General features: G+C 57.5%; 25 protein-coding genes. 8 read left to right on the plus strand and 17 right to left on the minus strand.

Annotation, left to right across the window (positions count from 1 at the left end):
* Positions 1 to 205: 205 nt before the first annotated feature.
* Positions 206 to 433, plus strand: coding sequence for a SlyX family protein (locus SERS4_RS0123545; RefSeq protein ID WP_012147235.1), 228 nt, complete (start codon positions 206 to 208; stop codon positions 431 to 433).
* A gap of 74 nt (positions 434 to 507) precedes the next feature.
* Here the strand turns inward: SERS4_RS0123545 and slyD are convergent, their stop codons facing one another.
* The 4 genes from slyD to kefG all read right to left on the minus strand — a co-directional run bounded on the left by slyD (position 508) and on the right by kefG (position 3,813).
* Positions 508 to 1,110 carry a peptidylprolyl isomerase gene (slyD, locus tag SERS4_RS0123550; RefSeq protein ID WP_012147236.1) on the minus strand — a complete coding sequence of 201 codons (603 nt, stop codon included), beginning with the start codon at positions 1,108 to 1,110 and terminating at the stop codon, positions 508 to 510.
* A gap of 122 nt (positions 1,111 to 1,232) precedes the next feature.
* Positions 1,233 to 1,436, minus strand: coding sequence for a YheV family putative zinc ribbon protein (locus SERS4_RS0123555; RefSeq protein ID WP_012147237.1), 204 nt, complete (start codon positions 1,434 to 1,436; stop codon positions 1,233 to 1,235).
* A 14-nt stretch (positions 1,437 to 1,450) separates the two neighbouring features.
* Positions 1,451 to 3,259: a glutathione-regulated potassium-efflux system protein KefB gene (kefB, locus tag SERS4_RS0123560; protein ID WP_017894255.1), complete on the minus strand. Its 1,809-nt coding sequence runs from the start codon at positions 3,257 to 3,259 to the stop codon at positions 1,451 to 1,453.
* 2 nt (positions 3,260 to 3,261) lie between these two features.
* Positions 3,262 to 3,813 (minus strand): glutathione-regulated potassium-efflux system ancillary protein KefG, encoded by a 552-nt coding sequence (gene kefG / locus SERS4_RS0123565; protein ID WP_012147239.1) that lies wholly within the window; start codon positions 3,811 to 3,813, stop codon positions 3,262 to 3,264.
* A gap of 133 nt (positions 3,814 to 3,946) precedes the next feature.
* On the opposite strand from kefG, the gene SERS4_RS0123570 reads away from it, so the two are divergent.
* Positions 3,947 to 5,860, plus strand: a complete 1,914-nt coding sequence (locus SERS4_RS0123570) for an ABC transporter ATP-binding protein (protein WP_017894257.1) — start codon at positions 3,947 to 3,949, stop codon at positions 5,858 to 5,860.
* Here the strand turns inward: SERS4_RS0123570 and tauD are convergent.
* The 9 genes from tauD to SERS4_RS0123615 all read right to left on the minus strand — a co-directional run bounded on the left by tauD (position 5,857) and on the right by SERS4_RS0123615 (position 14,877).
* Positions 5,857 to 6,705: a taurine dioxygenase gene (tauD, locus tag SERS4_RS0123575; RefSeq protein WP_017894258.1), complete on the minus strand. Its 849-nt coding sequence runs from the start codon at positions 6,703 to 6,705 to the stop codon at positions 5,857 to 5,859. The genes SERS4_RS0123570 and tauD overlap by 4 nt on opposite strands.
* Entirely contained in the window at positions 6,702 to 7,541 is an 840-nt protein-coding gene (gene tauC, locus SERS4_RS0123580) for a taurine ABC transporter permease TauC (RefSeq protein ID WP_012147242.1), read from the minus strand. The genes tauD and tauC overlap by 4 nt, the downstream gene beginning before the upstream one ends.
* Positions 7,538 to 8,305, minus strand: coding sequence for a taurine ABC transporter ATP-binding subunit (tauB, locus tag SERS4_RS0123585; protein WP_017894259.1), 768 nt, complete (start codon positions 8,303 to 8,305; stop codon positions 7,538 to 7,540). Before tauB ends, tauC begins: the two co-directional genes overlap by 4 nt.
* A gap of 9 nt (positions 8,306 to 8,314) precedes the next feature.
* On the minus strand, positions 8,315 to 9,310 hold the full coding sequence (tauA, locus tag SERS4_RS0123590) for a taurine ABC transporter substrate-binding protein (protein ID WP_017894260.1): 996 nt from the start codon (positions 9,308 to 9,310) through the stop codon (positions 8,315 to 8,317).
* A 107-nt stretch (positions 9,311 to 9,417) separates the two neighbouring features.
* A complete protein-coding gene (locus SERS4_RS0123595; RefSeq protein ID WP_017894261.1) occupies positions 9,418 to 10,539 on the minus strand; it encodes a Gfo/Idh/MocA family protein in 1,122 nt (373 codons plus the stop codon).
* The gene (locus tag SERS4_RS0123600; RefSeq protein WP_017894262.1) at positions 10,536 to 11,600 is read right to left on the minus strand and encodes a sugar phosphate isomerase/epimerase; all 1,065 of its coding nucleotides are present in this window, start codon (positions 11,598 to 11,600) and stop codon (positions 10,536 to 10,538) included. Before SERS4_RS0123600 ends, SERS4_RS0123595 begins: the two co-directional genes overlap by 4 nt.
* Positions 11,597 to 12,676: a Gfo/Idh/MocA family protein gene (locus SERS4_RS0123605; RefSeq protein WP_017894263.1), complete on the minus strand. Its 1,080-nt coding sequence runs from the start codon at positions 12,674 to 12,676 to the stop codon at positions 11,597 to 11,599. Before SERS4_RS0123605 ends, SERS4_RS0123600 begins: the two co-directional genes overlap by 4 nt.
* The gene (locus SERS4_RS0123610; protein WP_017894264.1) at positions 12,669 to 13,928 is read right to left on the minus strand and encodes an MFS transporter; all 1,260 of its coding nucleotides are present in this window, start codon (positions 13,926 to 13,928) and stop codon (positions 12,669 to 12,671) included. The genes SERS4_RS0123605 and SERS4_RS0123610 overlap by 8 nt, the downstream gene beginning before the upstream one ends.
* A 31-nt stretch (positions 13,929 to 13,959) precedes the next feature.
* On the minus strand, positions 13,960 to 14,877 hold the full coding sequence (locus tag SERS4_RS0123615; RefSeq protein ID WP_017894265.1) for a GNAT family N-acetyltransferase: 918 nt from the start codon (positions 14,875 to 14,877) through the stop codon (positions 13,960 to 13,962).
* A gap of 243 nt (positions 14,878 to 15,120) precedes the next feature.
* Here SERS4_RS0123615 and SERS4_RS0123620 point away from each other — a divergent pair, with 243 nt between their 5' ends.
* On the plus strand, positions 15,121 to 16,101 hold the full coding sequence (locus SERS4_RS0123620) for a LacI family DNA-binding transcriptional regulator (protein ID WP_012147251.1): 981 nt from the start codon (positions 15,121 to 15,123) through the stop codon (positions 16,099 to 16,101).
* On the opposite strand, the gene SERS4_RS0123625 is transcribed toward SERS4_RS0123620, so the two are convergent.
* Together SERS4_RS0123625 and SERS4_RS0123630 are read right to left on the minus strand one after the other, a co-directional pair.
* Positions 16,102 to 16,884 carry a PhzF family phenazine biosynthesis protein gene (locus SERS4_RS0123625; protein ID WP_017894266.1) on the minus strand — a complete coding sequence of 261 codons (783 nt, stop codon included), beginning with the start codon at positions 16,882 to 16,884 and terminating at the stop codon, positions 16,102 to 16,104.
* A 10-nt stretch (positions 16,885 to 16,894) separates the two neighbouring features.
* A complete protein-coding gene (locus SERS4_RS0123630) occupies positions 16,895 to 17,497 on the minus strand; it encodes a LysE family translocator (protein WP_012147253.1) in 603 nt (200 codons plus the stop codon).
* A 118-nt stretch (positions 17,498 to 17,615) separates the two neighbouring features.
* Here SERS4_RS0123630 and SERS4_RS0123635 point away from each other — a divergent pair, with 118 nt between their 5' ends.
* From SERS4_RS0123635 to SERS4_RS0123645, 3 genes are all read left to right on the plus strand, one after another.
* Entirely contained in the window at positions 17,616 to 18,596 is a 981-nt protein-coding gene (locus SERS4_RS0123635) for a hydrolase (protein ID WP_017894267.1), read from the plus strand.
* On the plus strand, positions 18,593 to 18,826 hold the full coding sequence (locus SERS4_RS0123640) for a YheU family protein (RefSeq protein ID WP_012147255.1): 234 nt from the start codon (positions 18,593 to 18,595) through the stop codon (positions 18,824 to 18,826). Before SERS4_RS0123635 ends, SERS4_RS0123640 begins: the two co-directional genes overlap by 4 nt.
* A gap of 151 nt (positions 18,827 to 18,977) precedes the next feature.
* Positions 18,978 to 19,847: a phosphoribulokinase gene (locus tag SERS4_RS0123645; RefSeq protein ID WP_012147256.1), complete on the plus strand. Its 870-nt coding sequence runs from the start codon at positions 18,978 to 18,980 to the stop codon at positions 19,845 to 19,847.
* Between the two features lie 39 nt (positions 19,848 to 19,886).
* Here SERS4_RS0123645 and SERS4_RS0123650 read toward each other — a convergent pair whose 3' ends face one another.
* Positions 19,887 to 20,294: an OsmC family protein gene (locus SERS4_RS0123650; protein WP_012147257.1), complete on the minus strand. Its 408-nt coding sequence runs from the start codon at positions 20,292 to 20,294 to the stop codon at positions 19,887 to 19,889.
* Between the two features lie 379 nt (positions 20,295 to 20,673).
* On the opposite strand from SERS4_RS0123650, the gene crp reads away from it, so the two are divergent.
* Both crp and SERS4_RS0123660 read left to right on the plus strand, forming a co-directional pair.
* Positions 20,674 to 21,306, plus strand: coding sequence for a cAMP-activated global transcriptional regulator CRP (crp, locus tag SERS4_RS0123655; RefSeq protein ID WP_004718520.1), 633 nt, complete (start codon positions 20,674 to 20,676; stop codon positions 21,304 to 21,306).
* A gap of 54 nt (positions 21,307 to 21,360) precedes the next feature.
* Positions 21,361 to 23,436 (plus strand): YccS/YhfK family putative transporter, encoded by a 2,076-nt coding sequence (locus SERS4_RS0123660; protein WP_017894268.1) that lies wholly within the window; start codon positions 21,361 to 21,363, stop codon positions 23,434 to 23,436.
* Positions 23,437 to 23,473: 37 nt separating this feature from the next.
* Here SERS4_RS0123660 and SERS4_RS0123665 read toward each other — a convergent pair whose 3' ends face one another.
* Positions 23,474 to 24,691, minus strand: a complete 1,218-nt coding sequence (locus tag SERS4_RS0123665) for an aspartate aminotransferase family protein (protein WP_017894269.1) — start codon at positions 24,689 to 24,691, stop codon at positions 23,474 to 23,476.
* Positions 24,692 to 24,716 lie beyond the last annotated feature (25 nt).

Raw genomic sequence — 24,716 nt, forward strand, 5'->3', positions numbered from 1 at the left:
GATAAATCAGATTTTTCCATCATCCGACGCCCAACGGTAACAAATCCGCCCATGGTAAGCGCTCTATTTTTCAGCACTTTACACAGTGCTATGACGCGTGCGGTTATCGCCCCCATGAAACGGGGTGAAATAGCGCAGCGCAAAGCCGGCGGCAGCTGTTAACATAGCGTCAGATTCAGGATTAAACCGCGTCAGAGGTAGCACCATGCACAACGCCGATAACCACAGCCTGTTACTGCGGCTGGAAGAGCTGGAGAGCCGCCAGGCCTTCCAGGAAGTCACCATCGAAGAGCTCAATCAGATCGTGGTGCAGCACCAGTTTGAAATGCTGAAATTACAAGAGCACCTGCGCGTGCTGACCGATAAACTGCGTTCGAGCCAGACGTCGATGATCGCTTCGCAGTCGGAAGAGACTCCGCCGCCACATTATTGATAAACAATAAAAAAGGGCAGCCCCAGGGCCGCCCTTTTTTTTGCCGTTACAGCATTGCCGTTACAGCATTGCGATTAGTGGCAACCGCAACCGCCGTTACCGCAACCGCCTTTCTTGGCCGGAGCCTGGTCGTGTGCATGGTCATGATCGTGGTCATGGCCATGACCGCCGCAGCAGCCTTCACCGTGTTCATGGTCGTGATGATGATCGTGCTCGCCATGTACGTGGCCGTGCGCCAGTTCTTCAGCGGTAGCTTCGCGGATCGCGACAACTTCCACGTTGAAGTTCAGGTTCTGACCCGCCAGCATGTGGTTACCGTCAACCACTACGTGGTCGCCGTCCACTTCGGTGATTTCGACTGGCACTGGGCCCTGATCGGTATCAGCCAGGAAGCGCATACCCACTTCCAACTCGTCAACGCCCATAAAGACGTCTTTCGGCACGCGCTGCACCAGGTTTTCGTCGTAGTTGCCGTACGCATCGTTAGCGCCAACATTCACGTCAAAACGGTCGCCCGCTTCGTGGCCTTCGAGTGCTTTTTCCAGACCCGCAATCAGTGAACCATGCCCATGCAGATAGTCCAGCGGCGCACTCACCGGAGACTCATCAACCAACACACCGTCTTCTGTACGTACTTGGTAAGCCAGGCTGACCACCAAGTCTTTTGCTACTTTCATGATATCTCCTACCGTTGGATACTTGGACGCAACCGTCATGGGGGCCGCGCCTTAACCGGACAGATTGTATCGGAAATCTTTCCCGCTGTACCCTTCAGCATAAAAAATCGCGCCCGATAACGCTACTCCGGATGGAAAATACCGATCACCTGCTCCTGCGGCCGGACGTGCTTTTCCACCTGTTCTTCGGTCTGTCGCTGGTGATGGCCGCACTTGACGCACTCCACCACTTCGACCTGGTCTTCACGCCAAACTGCCAGCGTATCCATAGCCTTACAGCTCGGGCAGACTGCTCCGGCGATAAATCTTTTACGTGTTGCAGACATCTCAGTGCTCCAAATTATTCGTATTCATCCCAGCCGTCGAACTGGCGACTCTCTTTTTGCATTTCTCGGTGGAAAAGTTCTTCCAACTCACGCCGCGCTTCTTTCACGCGGGAAATTTGCGCCACATCGCCGTGATGCGGCGGCATCAATTCACGCAGCATACGCATGTCCAGCCGGCGGAAGTGCTGTTGCGCACGATAGGCCTGATGCGGATGCATACCTAACTCCATCAGTGCCTTTCGCCCCAGTTCCAGCGCGCTGGAGAAGGTTTCGCGGCTGAACTGCTTGACCCCGGCCTGCAGCAATTCGTGCGCTTCAACACGACCGCGCGCTCGCGCCAAAATGCTCAGATCGGGGAAATGCTGCTGACACAGCCGCACAATTTCCATAGTGTCTTCCGGCTCATTGCAGGTGATCACGATCGACCTGGCCTTCGCCGCACCGGCCGCACGCAGCAGCTCCAGTTCGGTGGCGTCGCCGTAATATACCTTGTAACCGTAGCGGCGCAGCACGCCAACGGCGCTGACATCGCGCTCCAATACGGTGATGCGCATCTTGTTGGCCATCAGCAATCGGCCGATCACCTGACCAAAACGCCCGAAGCCGACGATGATCACCTGCGGGTCATCGTCCTCCACATAGGGTGTCTCTTCGTCTTCATCCCTGGCGTTGTATCGGCGCACCAGAATACGGTCAATAATTTGCATCAACAGCGGCGTAGTCATCATCGACAAGGTCACCACCACCAGCAACAGCGCGAGTTGATCGGGCTGCAGCACCTTCTGCGTGCCTGCCGCCGAAAACAGTACGAAGGCAAACTCGCCGCCCTGGCTAAGCACGCCGGCAAACTGCAAACGCACCGAACTGCGCAGGCCAAAAATACGCGACAGCGAATACAGGACGCCCGACTTGATCGCCACCAGCACCACCACGCCCAGCAGCACTTCGGCCAGATGGGTATAGAGTACGCCGATATTCAACGCCATGCCCACCGAGATAAAGAACAGCCCCAGCAGCAGCCCCTTGAATGGCTCGATTGAAATCTCCAGCTCATGGCGATATTCACTCTCCGCCAGCAACACGCCGGCGATAAAGGTGCCGAGCGCCATCGACAGGCCGAGCGCATCCATAAACATCGCCGCCCCCAACACCACCAGCAGAGCGGCAGCGGTGAAGATTTCGCGTACTCCGGAAGAGGCGATATAGCGGAACAGTGGCCGCAACAGGAACCGCCCGCCAATCAGCATGCCGCCGAACGCCGCCACCTTGAGTGCAATTTGTGCCCAGTCGTCACTGCTGCCCCCGGCCCCGGCGAGGATCGGGATCAGCGCCAGCGCCGGGATCACCGCCATATCCTGGAACAGCAGCACCGAGAACCCCAGTTGGCCGCCCTCATTGCGGTTCATGCCCTTCTCGCGCATTAGCTGCAACGCCATGGCGGTTGACGACATCGCCAGCCCGATACCGCCTATCACGGCGGCCTGCCAAGCAAAATGGGTCAGATAAAGCAGGGCCCCCAGCACCGCGGCGGTGATCAGCACCTGTCCGGCACCGACGCCAAAGATTGAACGCCGCAACTCCCACAGCTTGCTGGGGTTCAGCTCCAGGCCGATGATAAACATCAGAAACACCACGCCCAATTCGGAAAAGTGCAGGATCTCGTCGACGTCGCGAATGAAGCCCAGCCCCCAGGGCCCGATGGCAATGCCGGCGATCAGGTAGCCCAAGACCGCGCCAATACCCAGGCGGCGTGCAATCGGCACCGTGACCACCGCAGCGAACAGAAACAGTAAAATTGCGGTCAGTAAGGTTGAGCCTTCCATGTTTACCTCCCTCCGTGTGGCAGCGGGTTGCGCAACCAGTCGCCATAGGCCGTGGCATGGCTTTCCAGCACCTCTGGCTTCTGCCGACGCGCCCAATACACCAGCATCGGCGTCAGCCAGTGCATATGGCACATGGCGGCGGTCAACTCAAACGGGCGCAAAATATCTTCTATCGGATAGCGGTTATAACCGCCGGTACGGTAGGCGCCCTCCGGTTCACCGGTGGTGATCACCGAACGCCAGTATTTTCCCGCCAGCGCATTGCCCCCCATGCCGCTGGCAAAACCACGCGACAGCACGCGATCCAGCCATTCTTTCAGCAGGGCCGGGCAACTGTAGGTATAGAGAGGATGTTGAAAAACAATGACCTGATGTTCACGCAGCAGTTGTTGTTCGTGGTGAATATCAATAAAAAAATCAGGATAGTGCGCGTATAAATCGTGCACGGTGACATGTTCCAACTGCTGTGCCGGTCGAAGCAAAACCCGATTCGCGACCGAGTCCTGGGATTCCGGATGGGCATACAGCAGCAAGACCTTCGGCGGCTGCGACATCATTCCCCTCCAAAGCGTCGTCAGGGTAGCGGTTTTCCGTTACCATGCTCCGCAAAGACTAATAATAGGACAGTCTGCGTCCTGTTAACTTAGAACTCACTCAATTTAACATACTCTGAACATACGGCACTTTATGATTGTATTTTCCTCGCTACAAATCCGACGCGGCACCCGCGTCCTGTTGGACAACGCCACGGCGACGGTTAATCCAGGTCAGAAGGTCGGCCTGGTGGGTAAAAACGGCTGCGGCAAATCCACGTTGCTGTCATTGCTGAAGGGCGAGATGGCCGCGGACGGCGGCAGCTACACCTTTCCAAGCAACTGGGCCCTGGCCTGGGTTAATCAGGAAACACCGGCGCTGGACGTACCTGCGCTTGAGTATGTGATCGACGGCGACCGCGAATTCCGCCAGCTTGAAGCCGAATTGCAGGTGGCAAACGATAAAAACGACGGCCACGCCATCGCCACATTGCACGGCAAACTGGATGCCCTTGATGCCTGGACCATCCGTTCACGCGCCGCCAGCCTGCTGCACGGCCTGGGCTTTTCCAATGAACAGTTGCTCAATCCGGTACGCGCCTTCTCGGGCGGCTGGCGTATGCGCCTTAACCTGGCACAAGCGTTGGTCTGTCGTTCAGACCTGCTGCTGCTCGACGAACCGACCAACCACCTGGATTTGGACGCGGTGATCTGGCTGGAACGCTGGTTGAAAAGCTACCCAGGCACGCTGGTGCTGATTTCGCACGACCGCGATTTCCTTGATCCGATCGTCGATAAGATTCTGCATATCGAACAAGAAACCATTAACGAATATACCGGTAACTACTCCTCGTTCGAACGTCAACGTTCGACCAAACTGGCACAGCAGCAGGCGCTGTACCAGAACCAACAGGAGAAAGTGGCGCATCTGCAAAGCTACATTGACCGCTTCCGCGCGCAGGCCACCAAGGCCAAGCAGGCGCAAAGCCGTATCAAAATGCTTGAACGCATGGAGCTGATTGCACCGGCCCACGTCGATAACCCGTTCAGCTTCAGCTTCCGCCAGCCGGAAAGCCTGCCGAACCCGCTGCTGCGCATGGAGAAGGTCAGCGCCGGTTATGGCGACAAGGTGATCCTGAACTCGATCAAACTGAACCTGGTACCCGGCTCACGTATCGGTCTGCTGGGCCGTAATGGCGCCGGTAAATCCACCCTGATCAAAATGCTGGCCGGTTCGCTGGAGCCGCTCAGCGGTGAGATTGGTCTGGCGAAAGGCATCAAGCTGGGTTACTTCGCCCAGCATCAGTTGGAGTTCTTGCGCGCCGACGAATCCCCGTTGCAACATCTGAGCCGCATCGCCCCTCGGGTGCTGGAACAGCAGTTGCGCGACTATTTGGGCGGTTTTGGCTTCCAGGGCGATAAGGTCACCGAGATTACCGAACGTTTCTCCGGTGGCGAAAAGGCGCGGTTGGTGCTGGCGCTGATTGTCTGGCAGCGCCCTAACCTGCTGCTGCTCGATGAACCGACCAACCACCTGGATCTGGATATGCGTCAGGCGCTGACCGAAGCGCTGATCGACTTTGAAGGCGCGTTAGTGGTGGTCTCGCACGACCGTCACCTGTTGCGCTCCACTACTGACGATCTCTATCTGGTGCACGATGGCCAGGTGGAAGTGTTCGACGGCGATTTGGACGACTATCAGCAATGGCTGGTTGACCTGCAACGTCAGGAAAACCAGCAGGACGCGCCAGACAAGGAAAACAACGCCAACAGCGCGCAGGCCCGTAAAGATCAGAAACGTCGGGAAGCCGAGTTCCGCAGCCAGACTCAGCCGCTGCGCAAGCAGATCGCCAAGCTGGAACAGCAGATGGAAAAACTGAGTGCCGAACTGGCGGCGGTGGAAGAGAAGCTGGCGGATTCCGCGTTGTACGACATCAGCCGCAAGGCCGATTTGACGCTTTGTCTGCAACAGCAAAGCCAGGCCAAGTCCGCGTTGGAAGAAACGGAAATGACCTGGCTGGATGCGCAAGAGCAGTTGGAACAGTTCACCAACGAGTTTGACCTTTAAGCCTTGTAGAAAGGCTTGTCCCCCAGAATGGTCGCGCGGTGCATAATGCGCCGCTGCGGCAGATAATCCGCGTTGGCGTAATGCTGCGTCACGCGGTTATCCCAGATGGCAATGTCATTTTCCTGCCAACGCCAGCGCACCTGAAACTCCGGCTTGGTGATGTGGGCGAACAGAAAGTTCAGCAGCGCGTCGCTTTCCTTCGGTGCCAGATCAACAATCCGCGTCGTAAAACCTTCATTGACGAACAGGGCCTGCCGGCCGCTGACCGGATGCGTGCGCACTACCGGATGCAGCAACGGCGGATTTTTCTGTACCGCTACCTGCCAGCGCTGGCGCTCTTCTTCGCTGCCGCGATGCTTGTGTTCCGGGAATGACTTGGTGAAATCATGCTCCGCCTTCAGCCCGGCCAACAGTTGCCTGAACGGCTCAGACAGCGCTTCAAAGGCCGCAATACCACTGGCCCACAGCGTATCGCCGCCGGTGGAAGGCAGGGTTTTCGCCGCCAGAATCGCCCCCAGCGGCGGATTCTCGATAAAGGTCACGTCGGTATGCCAGTTATCATTGTCCGGCGGATTATTGTCATGGGTATCCAGCACGATAATCTCTTTCACATCGGCGGCTTGCGGATAGACCGGGTGAATATGCAGGTCGCCGAAGCGACCGGCCAAATTCCGCTGTTGCAACGGCGTGATCGGCTGATTACGCAGAAACAGCACCTGATGTTTCAGCAATGCATGGTAGAGCTGTTCGAATTGGCCATCACCCAGGGGGCGTGCCAGATTAACGTTTTCCACCAGCGCACCGATATAAGGCCCCAACGGGGTGATACTTAAACGTTCGTTCATTGGTTTACTCCGTGCCACGGGGTCAATCGGCGCTGCAGGGCGCGCAGCCCCAGCTCCAGCCCAAATGCAATAATCGCAATCACACCGATACCGGCCAGCACCACGTCGGTAGCCAGAAACTCACCGGCGGATTGCACCATAAATCCCAGGCCGCGGGTGGCGGCGATCAGTTCTGCGGCCACCAGCGTCGACCAACCGACCCCCAGCCCAATTCGGATGCCGGTTAAAATCTCCGGCAAGGCACTAGGCAGCACCACAAAACGCAGCAACTGCCAACGGTTGGCCCCCAGCGCACGGGCGGCCCGCACACGAACCTGCGCCACACTGCGCACACCGGCTACGGCAGACAATGTCACCGGGGCGAAGATCGCCAGATAAATCAGCAAGATTTTCGAGGTTTCGCCAATGCCGAACCAAATCACCATCAGCGGTAAATAGGCCAGCGGCGGCACCGGGCGGTAAATTTCAATCAACGGATCGAGAATGCCGCGCACCGTATCATTCAGCCCCATGGCGATACCCACCGGTACACCGATAATCACCGCCGCCAACAGCGCCACCAGAATGCGCCCCAGGCTGGCGGCCAAATGCTGCCATAGCGTGGCGTCCATAAAGCCTTGCGGGCTGGCGATGGTAATCAGTTGATGCAGTACCTGCTGCGGTGCCGGTAGAAATAACGGGCTGATCAGGTTCAGCGCGGTCACGCCCCACCAGATGGCCAATACCACCAGCAGGGTGGCACTGCTTAGCCAGAGGTTACGCGGCACGCTAAAACGGCGCGTCGGGGCGGCAGCCTGCGGCTGAACAACTTCTTTGAGGGCGGAATGCAGGCTCATAGCAAGGCCTCGCGCTGTTGGAAGACTTTGCCCAGCACATATTCGCGCTGCGCGATAAATTCAGGGTCGGACTTGATCGAACGGCACGCCTCGCCGTTGGCATAGCGTTGGCCGAAGTTAAGCGCCAGGCGTTCCACCACCTGCCCCGGTCCCGGCGACAGCAACAGCAGTTCACTGGCCAGAAACACCGCTTCTTCAATATCGTGGGTGATCAGCAGCACCTGTTTGCCGGTATCCCGCCAAATGGTCAACAGCAGTTCCTGCATTTGTTCGCGGGTAAATGCATCCAGCGCGCCAAACGGCTCATCCAGCAGCAACAGGCGCGGATCGGCAGCCAGCGCACGGGCAATCCCTACCCGCTGACGCATGCCGCCGGAGAGTTGCCAGATAAAGTGCTGCTCATAGCCGGCCAATCCGACGCGTTGCAACATCTCTTGTGCCACCTGACGTCGCTGCTGTTTGCCGACACCGGCCAGTTGCAGACCAAACTCCACGTTATCCACCACGTTGCGCCACGGCAGTAAACCTTCATGCTGGAACACCACGCCCCGTTCGGCTCCGGGGCCTTTTACGGGAACTTCGTCAAGCGTGATGCTGCCAGCTGAAGGCTCGATAAACCCGGCGATCAAATTCAGCAGCGTGGTTTTGCCGCAGCCCGAAGGGCCAAGCACCACCACCAGTTGCCCGGCGTCAATCTGGAACGAGACGTCGCGCAGCGCAGGGCGCCCCTGATACTCTGCTGAAAGGTGATTAACGTTTAACATGCTGCTCCCCTACGACTGCGGCGCAGCCTGCACCTGTTTCACAAAGCGATCGGTGACGTAGGCACTGTAATCACCGTCGACCTGCGGAATTTTGCCCTGCTGCTTAAGGAACTCGGCGGTATCGCGGATAGCCTTGTCCACCGGCTGGCCAAGTTGGGTTATTTGCTCCGCCACCGGCAAATAGGTATTGCCCTTCACCAGCACCGGTATCTGTTCTTCCGGCACGCCGCTCAAACGGGACAGCGTGTTGAGATTGCCTTTATCCTTCAGCCACTGCTCCGGCTGCGCCAGATAGGCTTTTTGGGCGTTCAACGCGCTGGCGGCAAAGGCGGTCACCACTTCCGGGTGTTTTTCGGCAAAGTCCTTGCGCACCACCCAGACGTCAAGCGTCGGCGCGCCCCATTGCCCAACCTGGGCGGAATCGGTCAGTACCTTGCCCTGCTTGGCTAATTCATTGACTACCGGCGCCCAGACGTAGGCTCCGTCGATGTCACCGCGCTGCCAGGCAGCGGCAATGGCCGGCGGTTGCAGATTGAGAATTTTGACCTGCTCAGGCTTGATGCCCCAGTGCTTCAGAGAGGCTAGCAGGCTGTAGTGAGTGGTTGAGATAAAGGGCACGGCGATTCGCTTGCCGATCAAATCCTGCGGGGTTTTGATCTCTTTCTTCACCACCAGGGCTTCGGAGCTGCCGAGCTGGGAGGCGATCAGGAAGACTTCGATAGGGAGTTTTTGGCTGGCGGCCACCGCCAGTGGGCTGGAACCGATATTACCGATCTGCACGTCACCGGAGGCCAACGCGCGTAGCACGCTGGAGCCGCTGTCGAATTTACGCCAGTCAACGGTGGCACCGGACTGTTTGGCGAAGCTGTTTTCCGCCTGCGCCACCTTGGCGGGTTCCGCCGAAGTCTGGTACGCCACGGTCACGTCCACCGCATAGGCGTTAGCCGCAGCAAGTGATAACACCAGCAGTGCCGCGCCGCGTAATGAAAAGTGTTTGCTCGCCATGATCGCTCCGTTGATAAAAGTCTGTTCAGTTGCTGACAGTTTTATCTGAGCGGTGACGAGCTATAAAAGAATAAAAAAAACTGCGTTATTACTTATGGGAATATAAATTAATTCAGGTCGATCCATTGCCCGCCGGCAGCACTGCTACGTTGGGCAGCATCGATAAATGCCATGCCCTGCACCCCGGTCTCAATCCCCGGTAACAGGGGAGCCGCCTGCGGCCCATCCCGCAATCGTGCCGCCGCCTCGCGGTAAATCTGACCAAATCCTTCCAGATAGCCTTCAGGATGCCCTGCCGGTACCCGTGCCAGTGAACGGTTCTCCACATACTGGAATGAAGAGGCGCGGGTTATGCAATAGGCTGGCGCATCCCGGGGCCGCATCCACAGCTGATTCGATTGTTCCTGACAAAACTCCAGGCTGCCGTCGCTACCATAGACTCTCAACCGCAGGCCGTTCTCATGGCCACAAGCCACCTGACTGGCCCACAGTCGGCCTCTGGCACCGTTGGCGTAGCGCATCTGCACCCGCACATCGTCGTCTACCTGACGCCCAGCAATAAACGCAGTGAGTTCGGCGCTGATCGCCTGCGGCAACAGGCCGCTGACAAAGTGCGCCAACTGCCAGGCATGGGTACCCACATCACCAATACAGCCGGCCCCGGCCTTTTCTGGCTGGGAACGCCAGCCAGCCTGCTTGTTGTCGGTCAGTTCCAGCGGCTGCGCCAGCCATTCTTGCAAATACTCCACCTCGATAAAGCGGATCGCCCCCAATTCACCGGCTAATACCCGACTACGCGCCTCGCGCACCAACGGATAGGCACTGTAGTTATGGGTCAATATCAGCTGCTTTCCGCTACGCTGCACCGTCTCGGCCAACTGCAACGCCTCGGCATAGCTGTTGCACAGAGGCTTGTCGCAGATGACGTCGATGCCGGCGTTAAGAAACGCGGTCGCCACCGGCGCATGCAGATAATTGGGGGTGACGATAGCCACCACATCGATGCCGTTTTCGCGCGCCGCCTCTGCCTGCGCCATCTGCTTAAAATCGTGATAGCAGCGCTGTGGGTCGAGGTGTAGCCGTTCGCCGGTGCGGCGACAATTTTCCCAATCAGCAGAGAAAGCCCCGGCTACCAGCTCAAACTCATCGTCCATCCGCGCCGCCAGACGATGCACTGCGCCGATAAAGGCCCCTTCGCCACCGCCGACCATCCCCAAGCGTAATCTCATGGTTGCTCTCCCATACCCAACATCTGTCTGACCTGTTTGCGTTCACCGCCGACGGCGGCAAAATCATCAAACGCCCTCTCAGCGACCGGAATAATATGGCGGGCGATAAACTCAGCCCCTTCCCGCGCACCGGCCTCCGGCGATTTCAGACAGCACTCCCACTCCAGCGTGGCCCAGCCGGGAAAATCGTACTGCGCCAGCTTGCTGAAAATGGCCGGGAAGTCGATCTGCCCATCGCCGAGTGAACGAAAGCGTCCGGGTCTTTCCAGCCACGGCTGATAACCGCCGTACACGCCGCTGCGAGCATTGGGCCGATATTCAGCATCCTTGACGTGAAACGCCCGAATGCGCGGGTGATAAACATCAATAAAGCCAAGATAGTCCATCTGCTGCAAATGCAGATGGCTGGGGTCATACAGGATATGGCAACGCGGGTGATTGCCAACCTGCCGCAGAAAGCGCTCAAAGGTCACACCGTCATGCAGATCCTCCCCTGGGTGCAGTTCATAGCAAAGGTCGACACCGACGTCGTCAAAAGCATCGAGGATCGGCCGCCAACGCTGTGCCAGTTGCCCGAAGGCTTCCTCCAGCAACAGCGCATTGTGCGGTGGCCAGGGGTAAAAATAGGGCCAGGCCAGCGCGCCAGAAAAAGTCACGTGTGCGGCTAATCCCAACCGCTGCGATGCCTGTGCTGCCATCAGCAATTGCTCCGTTGCCCATGCTTGCCGGGCCTGAGAATTGCCGCGCACCTGAACCGGAGCAAAGCCGTCAAAAGCCGGATCGTAAGCCGGATGCACCGCCACCAGTTGCCCCTGCAAATGGGTGGATAACTCGGAGATCGTCAGGCCGTGCCCCGCCAGCAACGCGCGCACCTCGTCACAATACTCCTGACTGTGGGACGCCCGCTTGAGATCAAAAATAGTGGCAGACGTGGTCGGGATCTGCAGGCTTTTAAACCCCAGCCCGGCGGCCCAACCGGCCACCCCGTCCAGCGAATCAAACGGCGCCTGCGGGCCGATAAACTGGGCCAGAAACAGCCCCGGCCCCTGAATGGTTTTCATGCTGATGACCTCCCTAACATTACTGTTTGCCGGCTGCGCACCGCTTCGTCTGCCGCCAGTACCACCCGCAGGCTGTTCAGGGCATCCTGCCAATGCCGGTCGAGATCCAACCCGTCCTGGATCGCCTGAAGAAAATAGCGCTGCTCGCTCAGGCACAGCGCCAAATGGTCCGGTTCGTCCTGACAGTCAATCCAGCGGTCCGACTGGAGAAACTGATTAGTGCTATCCAACGCCGCGCTGTGGATACGCAACGAGTCGGTACGGGTGTGGCCGTCGACGTTATCTGAATCCGCATCCGCCTGCCGCACGACGATCGAGACTGAGCCACGCGGTCCAATCACGTCTTTGACGAAGTAGGCGGTTTCGCTGATCATCGGCCCCCAGCCGGCTTCGTACCAGCCAACGGAGCCATCGGCAAAACGCACCTGTAACTGGCCATAGTTGTACATTTCCGGCGGCAGCTCCTCACTCAGTCGTGCTCCGATGGCGCTGACGCTGACCGGCTCCGACTGGGTCATCTGGCACATCACGTCAAGGTAATGCACGCCACAGTCGACAATCGGCGACAGCGACTGCATCAAATTGCGGTGCACATCCCACATCGCACCGTGACTCTGTTGATTGAGGTTCATGCGCATCACCAGCGGTTTGCCCAGGTCACGGGCCAATTCGACAAATTGTTGCCATGACGGATGGTGACGCAGAATATAGCCGACCACCAGTTGCCGCCCGGCGGCCCGCGCGGCGGCAATCACTCTCTCCGCACCGACCAGGGTAGTGGCGAGCGGTTTTTCAATGAACAGATGGCAACCGGCAGCCAGCGCCGCCAACGCGTAGGCTTCATGGGTATCTGGCCAGGTGGTCAGGCAAACCGCATCCGGACGCGTCACCGTCAGCGCCTGGGCGAAATCACTGAACACCGGGTAACCGCCCCCCAACCGGGTATTGAGCCGATGCCGCGAATCACCGCGCGCCACCAAGCCGCAAATCTCGACGCCGTCCATATCGTGATAGGCTTCAGCATGTGAAGCCCCCATATTGCCGCAGCCCACCACCAGCACACGCAAATCAGTCATCGCGTTTCTCCCCCTGCGGGATTTCCCGGTAATTGAAGGTGAAGAAGAACAGTGCCGCGATCGCCAGCGCACCGATGGCCGGATACCACCAGAAACTCTGCCACTGTGGCAGCGCTGCCGCCCCTTCCGCCGTCACCAAACGATTGAACAGTGCACCGCTGATTTGCGAACCGATCAACATGCCCAGACCATAGGTGAACAACACCAGCAGACTCTGGGCCTGGCCCTTGACCTTGTCACCGGCCACCTTGTCGGTGTAGATAAAACCGATCACGAAAAAGAAGTCGTAGCACATACCGTGCAGAATGATGCCGAGGTAAATCATCCAGCGCAGTTCTTCGGTAATCCCCAGCGCAAACATCACGTAGCGCAGGAACCACGCCAACATGCCAATCAACAGCATCACCTTGATGCCCAGCCGTACAAACAGAAACGGGATCAGCAGCATAAAGAACAGTTCGGACATCTGCCCCAGCGACATCACCCCGCCGACATTGCTGAAACCGGTCGCCGCGATGAAAGGCGCGGCATAGGCATAGTAGGCCGCCAGCGGGATAGAGATCAGCGTCGCGCAGATGATAAACACCAGGAAGTGCCGCTGCTTGAGCATGGCGAAAGCATCGGCACACAGCAGGTCACGCATTTTTATCGGTTTGCCGCGTTCCGGTGCCGGGGTGTGTGGCAAGGTGAAGCTGTAAATGGCCAACATCAACGAGGCCACCGCCGCCAGTGTGAAAATACCGGTACTGTCTGACAATCCGCTGGCACCGACGATCAGCCCAGCGACAATCCAGCCAAAGGTGCCGAACGCCCGCACCACAGGAAAGGCTTTTTCGCTGTTGCTCAGGCTATAAAACGCCACGTTGTTGCTGAGAGCGATAGTCGGCATATAACACAACATATAACCGAAAATGATCCACAACAGGCCGCTCTGTCCACTGCTGAAGAAGCCGGGCATCAGCCACAACAACCCGGCACCGATCAGATGCAGTACCCCCAGCACCTTCTGCGAGGCGAAGAAGCGATCGACCAGCATGCCCAGCACAAACGGTGACAGAATCGAAGCGATCGGCCCGGTCGAGTAAGCATCGCCGATGATCGCCGCCAGGCCGAACTTACCCATCACTACGCCGAGCGTGACGTACCACGCCCCCCACACAAAGAACTGCAGAAACATCATCAGTGCCAACCGCGGCACCACCCATTTGAATGTGACGCTTTTGGTCCCCAGGACCGCGCTGTCAGTTTGCATAATTCCCCCATTGGTCTTGTTGTGGTGTTGTCTAACCGCTTTCCGGCAGGAAGGACGGCATAACCACACCGCCGGGTTGTAGCGCACGGCCTTTCACCTGCGCCAAATGCAATTCACAAATCCGCCCGCCCCACTGCAACAGCACCTGGCTGAGGGCGGAACGTTGCGCCGGTACCAGCACCACAGGCGTGGTACCGCGATGGTGGCGATCCAGCATCCAACCGATCAACTCCAGGGCAATCTCTTCGCTGTGGCTACAGCCCGGCCCCAACAGGCGGGAAGCCGGATGCGCCACCGAAGCCAGATAACCGCCCATGCTGCCGTCAAGTTCCCACACGGCAGTGCGCCATAGCCCGCTGGCGTCATTGAGGAAGTAGTCAATATCGCGCCGACGTTCGATGCCCAACAGCATTCGTTCCAACTGCAGGATGCCGGGCAGATCATCTGGCTGGGCGGCGCGCACTCTGCCGCGCGTCAGACTGGGGAAGGAAAATCCCTCTACCGGCACCGGGATCGCCATATCCTGATAAATCGCATAGGGCGTGAAGCCGGCACGGTGGTACAACGCGTAGGAGTCCAGATTTAACGCGCTGGAAATCAGGCGTATAGGTAGCGATCCCGCCAGTTCGTCGGCTTTCGCCATCAGCTGCACGGCGATACCACGACCAAAGTAGTCGGGATGTACATTCATGATGCCCAGCCCGAGATGAGTTTCACGCAGGTGAAAGAAGCAGGAACCGCACAGCACGCCCTGTTCATCGTGCGCAACCCAGTGCTGTCCGGGATCCAGATGGCGATAGACGTCAACAAACAGCCCGCAGCTGGTCGGTGCTGCGGAAAAGATGGCGCCCATGCCGTGGCGTTGATACCAGGCATTGGTCGACAGATGAATCAGTTGTGCGACCGCCTGGCGATCACTGTTTTCCGCTACTCTCAGTTGCACCTGCATCCGCCCCCTCTTTTCAGATTATGGGTTCAGCGAAATAACGTGAAATCGCAAAATGTAATCGATTTCATTTTCACCATGAGCAAAATGTAATCGATTTCTTTTTTTCGGCAACCTGATTAATCTGGTGAAAGGGGCTGATAAGATGAATTTGTAACCCACATCACAATCCTGAGGCCAGGCGCAGACTTTTTGCCGCGCTTGGGCATATTGTGCGGGGCAATTGGGCAGAAGGAACAGCAAACCATGTCGATCGAAAAGGTGGCGAAACTCGCCGGCGTCTCTGCCGCGACGGTCTCACGGGTATTGAACGGCCAGCAAATCGTCAAACCGGCCACTCGCGACAAGGTACTGGCGGCGATCCGCGCATGCGACTACCAACCCAACCTGCTGGCGCGTCAGCTACGCACTTCGCGTAGCCGTATGCTGCTGGTGCTGGTTTCCAGTATCACCAATCCTTTTTGTTCCCTGGTAGTACGCGGTATCGAAGAAGAAGCCGAACGCCACGGCTACCACATTTTGCTGTGCAACTCCGAATCCAATCCAACCCGGGAGTCCGCCTATCTCAGCCTGCTGAGCGGTAAAGTGGTCGACGGCGTGATTACCATGGACGCCGTCAGTTGCCTGCCCGGCCTGACCGCAATGATTGGCGATTTTCCCTGGGTACAATGCGGCGAAGGCGATCCCGAGTTCCGTGCCTCTTCAGTCACCATCGACAACCATCAGGCGGCGAGGGCCGGCGTGCGTTATTTAGCTGCACGGGGCCGACGACGTATTGCCCTGATCAACAGCGACATGCGCTATCTCTACTCGCAGCAGCGAGAGCAAGGTTATCGACAGGCGCTGGCCGAAGCCGGATTCGACTATTGTCAGGTGGAATACGTCGAGGGGTTGGAATATGCCGCCGGTGCGTTGGCCATGGCTCGCCTGCTGGATGCCGGGCCGCGACCGGATGCGGTATTCACCATCTCCGACGTGATCGCCGGTGGGGCGATGAGCACCCTGCACCAACAGGGATTGCGCATTCCCGAAGATGTCGCGGTAATGGGCTTTGACGGCGTGCCATTCGGGGCCGTCACCACGCCACCGCTGACCACCGTCGAACAACCGATGCACCAGTTCGGCGTGCGCAGCGTGCAGTTGCTGCTGGAAAAAATCAAAAATCCGCAACAACCACCGCGCAATGAAGTGCTTGAGTGGCGGCTGGTTGAGCGTGGCTCAGCCTGATTACAAGCTCAATTCCCCACGCAAAAACGTGTGCGCATAGCCGCCAATCAAGGTGCGATCGCCCTTCAGCTCACAGAACAACTCGCCGCCGCGCGCCGAAATCTGCCGGGCGTGCAGCTGATGGCGACCAAGACGTGCGCTCCAGTAGGGCATCAGCGTGCAGTGTGCGGAGCCGGTCACCGGATCTTCGCCGCCGTCGAGGGTAAAATAGCGCGAGACAAAATCCACCGCCTCACCCGGAGCGCTGACAATCACTGCCCGGCCGACCAGGGCAATCAGTGCCGGGATATCCGGCTGTAATGCCCTGACCTGCGCTTCGTTTTCCAATACCACCAACAGCGCATTGGCCTGCCACACTTCCTGCGGATTAGCCCCCAGCAGCGCCGCCAACCCTTCAGGCTCCACAACCTTCTGCGGCGGCCGGGACGGGAAATCCAGGACCAGGCGTTCGCCATCTTCGGCGTCGCGTTTAACGTACAGGTCGCCGCTCGCCGAGCGGAAACGAATATCCTGCAGCGCCGGGTTCACCACGCTGAACATCACGTGTGCCGCCGCCAGCGTGCCATGACCGCACAAATCGACTTCTCGCTGGGGAGTAAACCAACGGATGGCCGACATATCGCCATCGTCCCAGACAAAGCTGGTTTCCGGCAGGCTCAGTTCATTGGCGATAGCCTGCATCTCCGCAACCGACAACGGCTGCTTCAGCAGGCAGACGCCGGCCGGATTGCCCCGAAACCCTTTACCGGTGAAGGCCGCAATATGGAAGTAATTTTCTGCCATTCGCAATTCCTTAATGCCAGATGAGTAACACACAGGCCGCGGTGAGCAACCCCATAGAAACGTTAAAAATGATCCAGGCCTTTTTGCTGCGCAGCAGTCGGCCAATCACCGTGCCAAATCCCAACCAAATCACGCCGGCAATGATGTTCACCACGAATATGCCCAGTGAGATCGCCAGAATCGAGGCGTTGTATTGAGCACCCGCCAGGCTGAAGCTTGCCACCGCCCCCAGCGCCATCAGCCAGGCTTTGGGATTAAGGAACTGTAGCAGCCACCCCTGGTAGAGCCGTATCGGTTTGGGCGGAGCCACGTCGGTTTCCAGCTTTTCATAAGCGGCGGTAGCCACTTTCCATGCCAGCCACAGCAGATACAGGCTACCGAGAATTTTCAGCACCAGATGCAGCGCCGGATAAACCAGAATCAGGCTGCCGACGCCGAACGCCACCAGCAGCAAAATGCTTTGCATGCCGAGCATGATGCCAATCATCAGCAACAGTGAACGCATAAAGCCAAAGTTGGCACCGGAAGTGGTCAGTAACATATTGTTGGGGCCAGGTGTGATCGCGGCCACCCACAGAAAACCTAACATCGAAAGAAATAAACTCGCATCCATCAGGCGGGCGCTCCTCACCCAGGTCATTTTTTGCAGTATTATTGTTAACTCAGGCTAGTGAAGCTATCAGCGCACTAATCATCCCACAATAGTTGCCAATAAGAATTTTACTCAGGTTATGCATGAATCCTTTCGCCCTTTGACCGGGGCCAGTAATCCGCACCTGCAAACGCTGCTGCCACGGCTGATGCGTCGCCGCGTGCAGTTGAAACCCCACTGGCAACGGCTGGAACTGCCCGACGGCGACTTTGTCGATCTCGCCTGGAGCGAAGATCCGGCTCAGGCCAGCGGCAAGCCGCGAGTGGTGCTGTTCCACGGCCTGGAAGGCAACTTCTACAGCCCCTATGCCCATGGCCAACTTAATGCCTGGCGTGAAAAGGGTTGGCTCGGGGTGGTAATGCATTTTCGCGGTTGCAGCGGTGTCCCGAACCGCAAGCAGCGCATCTACCATTCCGGTGAAACGGAAGATGCACGCTTCTTCCTCCAGTGGCTGCGTGCTACCTACGGAGAAGCCCCCACCGCTGCCGTTGGCGTCTCTCTCGGCGGCAACATGCTGGCCTGTTATCTGGCACAACAGGGCGCCGACAGCCTGCTGCAGGCGGCGGTGGTGGTTTCTGCGCCACTGATGCTGGAGCCCTGTTCGTGGCGGATGGATCAAGGCTTCTCGCGGGTCTATCAGCACTACCTGCTCGGGCAGTTGAAACAAAACGCCACCCGCAAACTGCTGCACTATCCTGATACGCTGCCGCTCAAACTGCCGCAGCTCAAGGCATTGCGTCGGATCCGCGACTTTGATGATGCCATTACCTCGCGCATCCATGGCTTTAGCGACGCCACCGATTATTACCGCCGTTGCAGCGCCCTGCCGTTGTTACCGTCGATCCAAACGCCGCTGTTGATCATCCATGCCAAGGACGATCCTTTTATGACCGACGAAGTGATCCCCGAAACCGCCACGTTGCCGCACAATATTGAATATCAATTGACCGAGTTTGGCGGTCACGTCGGTTTTGTCGGCGGCACATTGAAAAAACCCCATATGTGGCTGGAATACCGTATTCCATCCTGGCTTGCCCCTTACCTGGAAACAACCAAGTGATCATCCCCTGGAAAGAACTGGAAACCGAGACCCTCAATAGCCTGATCGAGTCCTTTGTGCTGCGCGAAGGTACCGACTACGGCGAGCATGAACGTTCGCTGGAACAGAAAGTGGAAGACGTGCGCCGCCAACTGAAAAACGGCGAGGTGCTGCTGGTGTGGTCAGAACTGCATGAGACCATCAACATCATGCCGCGCGGGCAGTTCCGCGCCGGACAAGAAGAAATTTAGTGCTTATCGGTTCTATGACTGACGGAAAAAATCAGGTAACAATGAAGGATTGCAAACCAACGCGCGGAATTTTGCCCTTGGCGAAAGGGCGTCAAACACACCAATAATGATATCTGACGCCTGCGCATTAAACACGGAGTGACCCATCACCATGTCCGCCAAACATCCCGTTATCGCAGTGACCGGCTCCAGCGGCGCCGGCACCACCACCACCAGCGTGGCGTTCCGTAAAATCTTTCAGCAGTTGAACATCCGCGCCGCGGAGCTGGAAGGCGACAGTTTCCATCGCTATACCCGGCCGGAAATGGACGCGGCGATCCGCAAAGCGCGCGATCTTGGCCGTCATATCAGCTATTTCGGCCCCGAGGCCAACGACTTTGGCCTGCTGCAACAAAGCTTTAGCGAGTACGGCACCAACGGCACCGGCCGTTCTCGCAAGTATCTGCACACCTACGATGAAGCGGTGCCCTATAACCAGGTACCTGGTACCTTTACCCCGTGGGAAGCCTTACCGGCACCGACCGACGTGCTGTTTTATGAAGGGCTGCACGGCGGCGTAGTGACCGAGCACAACGACGTGGCCAAGCATGTCGATTTGCTGGTCGGGGTGGTGCCTATCGTTAACCTGGAATGGATCCAAAAGTTAATCCGCGATACCGGCGAGCGCGGCCACTCTCGTGAAGCGGTGATGGATTCGGTGGTACGTTCGATGGAAGACTACATCAACTACATCACGCCGCAGTTTTCCCGCACCCATATCAACTTCCAGCGGGTGCCGACGGTAGATACCTCCAACCCGTTCGCCGCCAAGGCGATCCCCTCACTGGACGAGAGCTTTGTGGTGATCCACTTCCGCGGCCTGGATCAGATCGATTTCCCTTATCTGCTGGCGATGCTGCAGGGTTCTTTTATCTCGCATATCAATACGCTGGTGGTGCCGGGCGGCAAAATGGGGCTGGCGATGGAGTTGATTATGGCGCCGCTGGTGCAGCAACTGCTGGAAGGCAAAAAAATCGAATAGCTTACCGGAGCGCGGCAACAAGCCGCGCTCCTTTATCCGTCAGGACACTGCGCGGATCTCAAAGCTGTGGGTCACGCTGGCGGCCTTGCTCAGCATCAATGACACCGAACAGTATTTCTCGGCGGAAAGATTCACCGCGCGCTCAACAATTTTGTCACTTAAATCTTTACCGGTGACGATGAAATGCAGGTTGATATGGGTAAACAGTCGTGGTGCCTCCTCACGCCGCTCGGAGGTTAATTTCACCTCGCAGTCGCGCACGTCGTTACGTCCTTTTTGCAGGATCGACACCACATCTATCGCGCTGCAACCGCCCACCGACATCAGTACCATTTCCATTGGGCTGGGGGCTTTATCCCCGGCGTTGCCGTCCATCAGCACCTGATGGCCAGACGCGGATTCGCCCAGAAACGTCAACCCTTCCACCCACTTAACTCTTGCCTGCATACTGGTCACTCCGGTTAATTTCTTAAAATCAGACTACGCTTTCGCATAGAAACTGGCAACGGAACCTGATGCTAATCATGCTGAAGCGAGACAACACAAGACACCCGCCTCACTCTGTGCTACAAACAGAGCCGCAATAAATCTTTCCGGGACACTGATTTCAGGGAAACTCCCAGGGAAAGGCTCCTTTACCGGTATGTTAACAGAATGTAGCTTGCAGCTCTCCCGGCAAGTTAATATGCTAGGGCGACAGCGTATATTTATGACACGCCTCAAAACCTGCTGCCAGCCACCATTAAAAGAACGGCGACAGCACGTTTTACAGGGAACTCTGACCCCTGTGACACAAGGCAGCGATAACAACAGAGGATAACAGCGAATGGTTCTCGGCAAACCGCAAACAGACCCTACTCTCGAATGGTTCCTGTCTCATTGCCATATCCACAAATATCCATCCAAAAGTACGCTGATTCACCAAGGTGAAAAGGCCGAAACGCTTTACTACATCGTCAAAGGCTCCGTCGCGGTGCTGATTAAGGATGAAGAAGGTAAAGAGATGATCCTGTCCTACCTTAACCAGGGGGATTTCATCGGCGAGCTTGGATTATTTGAAGAAGGTCAGGAGCGTAGCGCCTGGGTTAGGGCGAAAACCGCCTGTGAAGTGGCTGAAATTTCCTATAAGAAATTCCGCCAGTTGATTCAGGTTAACCCGGACATCCTGATGCGCCTGTCAGCTCAGATGGCAAACCGTCTGCAGATCACATCTGAGAAAGTGGGTAACCTTGCTTTCCTGGACGTTACGGGTCGCATCGCGCAAACCCTGCTGAACCTGGCGAAACAGCCTGATGCCATGACCCACCCGGATGGTATGCAGATTAAAATTACCCGCCAGGAAATTGGCCAGATCGTCGGTTGCTCACGTGAAACCGTGGGTCGTATTCTGAAAATGCTGGAAGATCAAAACCTGATCTCCGCCCACGGCAAAACTATTGTCGTTTACGGCACGCGTTAATTACTGAAAAAACGGCGCGATGATTCGCGCCGTTTTTTTATGCCCCGAGTCATCATGTGGCGCCGACTGATCTACCACCCGGAAGTTAATTACGCACTGCGGCAAACGCTGGTGCTTTGCCTGCCGGTACTGCTTGGCCTGCTGATCGGCCAACTGCAATACGGCCTGTTATTTTCCCTGGTTCCCGCCTGCTGTAACATCGCCGGGCTGGACACGCCTCACAAACGTTTTTTCAAACGCCTGATCGTCGGCGGTTCACTGTTCGCACTCAGCAGTTTGTTACTGCAGCAAGCCCTGTTATGGCAGTTGCCGCTGCCGATACTGATGCTCGGCCTGGCGCTGCTGCTCGGCGTCAGCGGTGAAATCAGCCCGTTACACGCCCGTCTGCTGCCCGCTGCGCTGGTTGCCGCCATCTTCTCCCTCAGCATGGCCGGTTCAGTACCACTTTGGCATGCGCCGCTGTTATATGTGGTCGGCACCGCCTGGTACGGGCTGTTCACCTGGTTCTGGTTCAAACTGTGGAAAGAGCAGCCGATGCGCGAGTCGCTCAATCAGCTCTATCTGGAGTTGGCGGACTACTTCGAGGCCAAATACTCACTGCTGACCCAGCATACTGATCCACAGACCGCGTTACCGCCGTTGTTGGTTCGTCAGCAAAAGGTGATGGACCTGATCACCCTGCTGTATCAGCAGCTAAACTTTCTGCCGCACGCCAGTAACCTCGAGCAAAAACGTCTGCAACGCACCTTCCAGGTCGCGCTGGATTTGCAGGAACACATCACCGTCAGCCTGCACCTGCCGGAAGAGGTACAAAAGCTGGTGGAACAGAGCCAGGCCGAAGCGATTATCCGCCGCAACGCACAGGTGATTGCCGGCCGGCTACGCACGGTGGCGCACGATATTCTCTACCACCAGCATTCGCAGCGCTTCAATATGGGCAATGAACTGGCAGCATTGGAAAAAGTGGCGGCACAGCACCCGGATAATCCGGTAGGTCAGTTCTGCTACTACCACTTCAGCCGCATCGCCCGCCTGCTGCGTACCCAGCATCCACTCTACCGGCGTGACCTGATGGCCAATCAAAACCGCCTGCCTTTTTGGCCGGCGCTGGTCAGTTATCTGTCGTTCAAATCCAATGCCCTGCGTAATGCGGCACGATTAGGCGTCACGCTGGCGGCAGGCAGTAGCCTGGGGATGATTTTCAACCTGCCGAAACCCTACTGGATCCTGCTCACCATCATGCTGGTGAGCCAGAACGGCTACAACGCCACCCGGGTGCGCATCCAGCACCGTGCGCTCGGTACTTTGGCCGGGCTGGTGATCGCCGCCGGTCTGCTGCAATTACAACTGCCCGAGGCCGAAACCCTGAGCGTGATGCTGGTGATTACGCTGCTGGCCTATATGGTGTCACGTAAAAATTACGGATTGGCGGTGATTGGTTTTACGGTGACGGCGGTCTATACCCTGCAATTACTGGCGCTGAACGGCACGAATTTCCTGGTACCGCGTCTGATCGACACCCTGATTGGCTGCGTGCTGGTGTTCGGCAGTACCATTTGGCTGTGGCCGCAGTGGCAAAGCGGGCTGCTGCGCAAGAATGCCCATCAGGCGCTGGAGAACGATCAGCAGGCATTACGTTTGTTGCTGGAAGAGCAAGAGCCGGATCCCAGTGCACTGGCCTACGCACGCATGCAGGTCAATCAGGCGCACAACGCGTTATTCACCTCACTGAATCAGGCGATGCAGGAGCCGGGGTTTGAATCGAACTATCTGGCGGATATGCGCCTGTGGGTGACGCACAGCCAGTTTATTGTCGAGCATCTGAATGCGATGACTATCCTGGCGCGCGAGCACTATATGCTGACGCCAAAACTGGCGGAGGAGTATCTGCAATCTTGCGAGATCGCGCTGCAGAGCTGCCAGCAACGGCTGGAGTACGACGGGCCGAGCAGTGGCAACAGCATTATGCAGCCGCCGGATTTGCACCCTGATATGCCGGTGACCGAAATGGAGCGCCACCTGCGGCGTATTCTTTCACACCTGAGCGTGATGCATACCATCTCGTCATTGGCCTGGAGCCAACGCCCACACCACGGCATCTGGTTAAAACGCAAACTGCGCGATCAATAAGGGCGCCGTCTGGCGCCCTTGTCATCAATGCAACGCATTACGCGTTAATCACGTCCTGCACCGCCAGCTCAAACAGCGCCATACCCTGGTCGATGTCCTGGGTCTCCACCACCAGCGAAGGGGCAAAGCGGATCACATTTGGCCCGGCATTGAGGATCATCAGCCCACGTGCGGCAGCTGCGGTCAGGAAATCGCGCGCCTTACCCTGGTATTGCGGCGTTAACTCAGCACCAATCAGCAGGCCCATGCCGCGAATATCGCTGAAAATACCATACTTATCGCCAATTTTCTTTAACGCCTGCACGTATAGCCCATGACGCAACTCAATGCCGCTCAGCACTTCCGGCGTATTGATCACGTCCAGCGCCGCTTCCGCCACCGCACAGGCCAGCGGGTTGCCGCCGTAAGTGGTGCCGTGGGTACCGACCTGCATCACCGAGGCAATCTCTTCGGTGGTCAGCATGGCGCTGACCGGGAAACCGCCGCCAAGCGCTTTGGCCGTGGTGAGAATGTCCGGCGTCACGCCATAGTGCATATAGGCAAACAGCTTGCCACTGCGCCCCATGCCGCTTTGCACTTCGTCGAATACCAGCAGTGCCTGGTGTTTGTCGCACAGTTCGCGCACGCCCTTGAGGAATTCGGCATTAACCGGAGTAATGCCCCCTTCGCCCTGGATTGGCTCCATCACCACCGCACAGGTATGGTCGTCCATCACTGCTTTCACCGCCGCCAAATCGTTGAACGGCACGTGCACAATGTCGGCCGGTTTTGGCCCAAAACCATCCGAATACTTGGCCTGCCCACCCACCGAGACGGTGAACAGCGTGCGGCCATGGAAAGCGTTATAAAACGCGATGATTTTGGTTTTGTACGGGCTGTGGCGGGTAATGGCGTAATGACGCGCCAGTTTGAAGGCCGCTTCGTTAGCCTCTGCGCCGGAGTTGGCGAAAAACACCCGGTCGGCAAAGGTGGCGTTGATCAACTTGGTGGCCAGCCGCAGCGCCGGCTCGTTAGTAAAAACGTTGCTGGTATGCCACAGGGTTTCGCCCTGCTGTTTCAGCGCTTCGACCAGGGCCGGGTGACAGTGCCCTAACGCCGTCACCGCAATACCGCCAGAGAAATCAATGTACTCTTTCCCTTGGCTGTCCCACACGCGGCTGCCTTTGCCCCTGACCGGAACAAACTGCGCGGGTGCATAAACAGGCAGGATAACCTGATCAAAGGTACTGCGGCTTACTGCGGTTTTTTCGGTCATTATGTGGTCCACCCTGAATATGACT

This window comes from Serratia sp. S4 (assembly GCF_000347995.1).
Classification (GTDB): Bacteria; Pseudomonadota; Gammaproteobacteria; order Enterobacterales; family Enterobacteriaceae; genus Serratia; species Serratia quinivorans.

What these genes read in the sequence shown, in the direction of transcription:
- SERS4_RS0123545 (WP_012147235.1), top strand. Translation starts at nt 206, where the DNA reads ATGCACAACGCCGATAACCACAGCCTGTTACTGCGGCTGGAAGAGCTG.
- slyD (WP_012147236.1), bottom strand. Translation starts at nt 1,110, where the DNA reads ATGAAAGTAGCAAAAGACTTGGTGGTCAGCCTGGCTTACCAAGTACGT.
- SERS4_RS0123555 (WP_012147237.1), bottom strand. Translation starts at nt 1,436, where the DNA reads ATGTCTGCAACACGTAAAAGATTTATCGCCGGAGCAGTCTGCCCGAGC.
- kefB (WP_017894255.1), bottom strand. Translation starts at nt 3,259, where the DNA reads ATGGAAGGCTCAACCTTACTGACCGCAATTTTACTGTTTCTGTTCGCT.
- kefG (WP_012147239.1), bottom strand. Translation starts at nt 3,813, where the DNA reads ATGTCGCAGCCGCCGAAGGTCTTGCTGCTGTATGCCCATCCGGAATCC.
- SERS4_RS0123570 (WP_017894257.1), top strand. Translation starts at nt 3,947, where the DNA reads ATGATTGTATTTTCCTCGCTACAAATCCGACGCGGCACCCGCGTCCTG.
- tauD (WP_017894258.1), bottom strand. Translation starts at nt 6,705, where the DNA reads ATGAACGAACGTTTAAGTATCACCCCGTTGGGGCCTTATATCGGTGCG.
- tauC (WP_012147242.1), bottom strand. Translation starts at nt 7,541, where the DNA reads ATGAGCCTGCATTCCGCCCTCAAAGAAGTTGTTCAGCCGCAGGCTGCC.
- tauB (WP_017894259.1), bottom strand. Translation starts at nt 8,305, where the DNA reads ATGTTAAACGTTAATCACCTTTCAGCAGAGTATCAGGGGCGCCCTGCG.
- tauA (WP_017894260.1), bottom strand. Translation starts at nt 9,310, where the DNA reads ATGGCGAGCAAACACTTTTCATTACGCGGCGCGGCACTGCTGGTGTTA.
- SERS4_RS0123595 (WP_017894261.1), bottom strand. Translation starts at nt 10,539, where the DNA reads ATGAGATTACGCTTGGGGATGGTCGGCGGTGGCGAAGGGGCCTTTATC.
- SERS4_RS0123600 (WP_017894262.1), bottom strand. Translation starts at nt 11,600, where the DNA reads ATGAAAACCATTCAGGGGCCGGGGCTGTTTCTGGCCCAGTTTATCGGC.
- SERS4_RS0123605 (WP_017894263.1), bottom strand. Translation starts at nt 12,676, where the DNA reads ATGACTGATTTGCGTGTGCTGGTGGTGGGCTGCGGCAATATGGGGGCT.
- SERS4_RS0123610 (WP_017894264.1), bottom strand. Translation starts at nt 13,928, where the DNA reads ATGCAAACTGACAGCGCGGTCCTGGGGACCAAAAGCGTCACATTCAAA.
- SERS4_RS0123615 (WP_017894265.1), bottom strand. Translation starts at nt 14,877, where the DNA reads ATGCAGGTGCAACTGAGAGTAGCGGAAAACAGTGATCGCCAGGCGGTC.
- SERS4_RS0123620 (WP_012147251.1), top strand. Translation starts at nt 15,121, where the DNA reads ATGTCGATCGAAAAGGTGGCGAAACTCGCCGGCGTCTCTGCCGCGACG.
- SERS4_RS0123625 (WP_017894266.1), bottom strand. Translation starts at nt 16,884, where the DNA reads ATGGCAGAAAATTACTTCCATATTGCGGCCTTCACCGGTAAAGGGTTT.
- SERS4_RS0123630 (WP_012147253.1), bottom strand. Translation starts at nt 17,497, where the DNA reads ATGGATGCGAGTTTATTTCTTTCGATGTTAGGTTTTCTGTGGGTGGCC.
- SERS4_RS0123635 (WP_017894267.1), top strand. Translation starts at nt 17,616, where the DNA reads ATGCATGAATCCTTTCGCCCTTTGACCGGGGCCAGTAATCCGCACCTG.
- SERS4_RS0123645 (WP_012147256.1), top strand. Translation starts at nt 18,978, where the DNA reads ATGTCCGCCAAACATCCCGTTATCGCAGTGACCGGCTCCAGCGGCGCC.
- SERS4_RS0123650 (WP_012147257.1), bottom strand. Translation starts at nt 20,294, where the DNA reads ATGCAGGCAAGAGTTAAGTGGGTGGAAGGGTTGACGTTTCTGGGCGAA.
- crp (WP_004718520.1), top strand. Translation starts at nt 20,674, where the DNA reads ATGGTTCTCGGCAAACCGCAAACAGACCCTACTCTCGAATGGTTCCTG.
- SERS4_RS0123660 (WP_017894268.1), top strand. Translation starts at nt 21,361, where the DNA reads ATGTGGCGCCGACTGATCTACCACCCGGAAGTTAATTACGCACTGCGG.
- SERS4_RS0123665 (WP_017894269.1), bottom strand. Translation starts at nt 24,691, where the DNA reads ATGACCGAAAAAACCGCAGTAAGCCGCAGTACCTTTGATCAGGTTATC.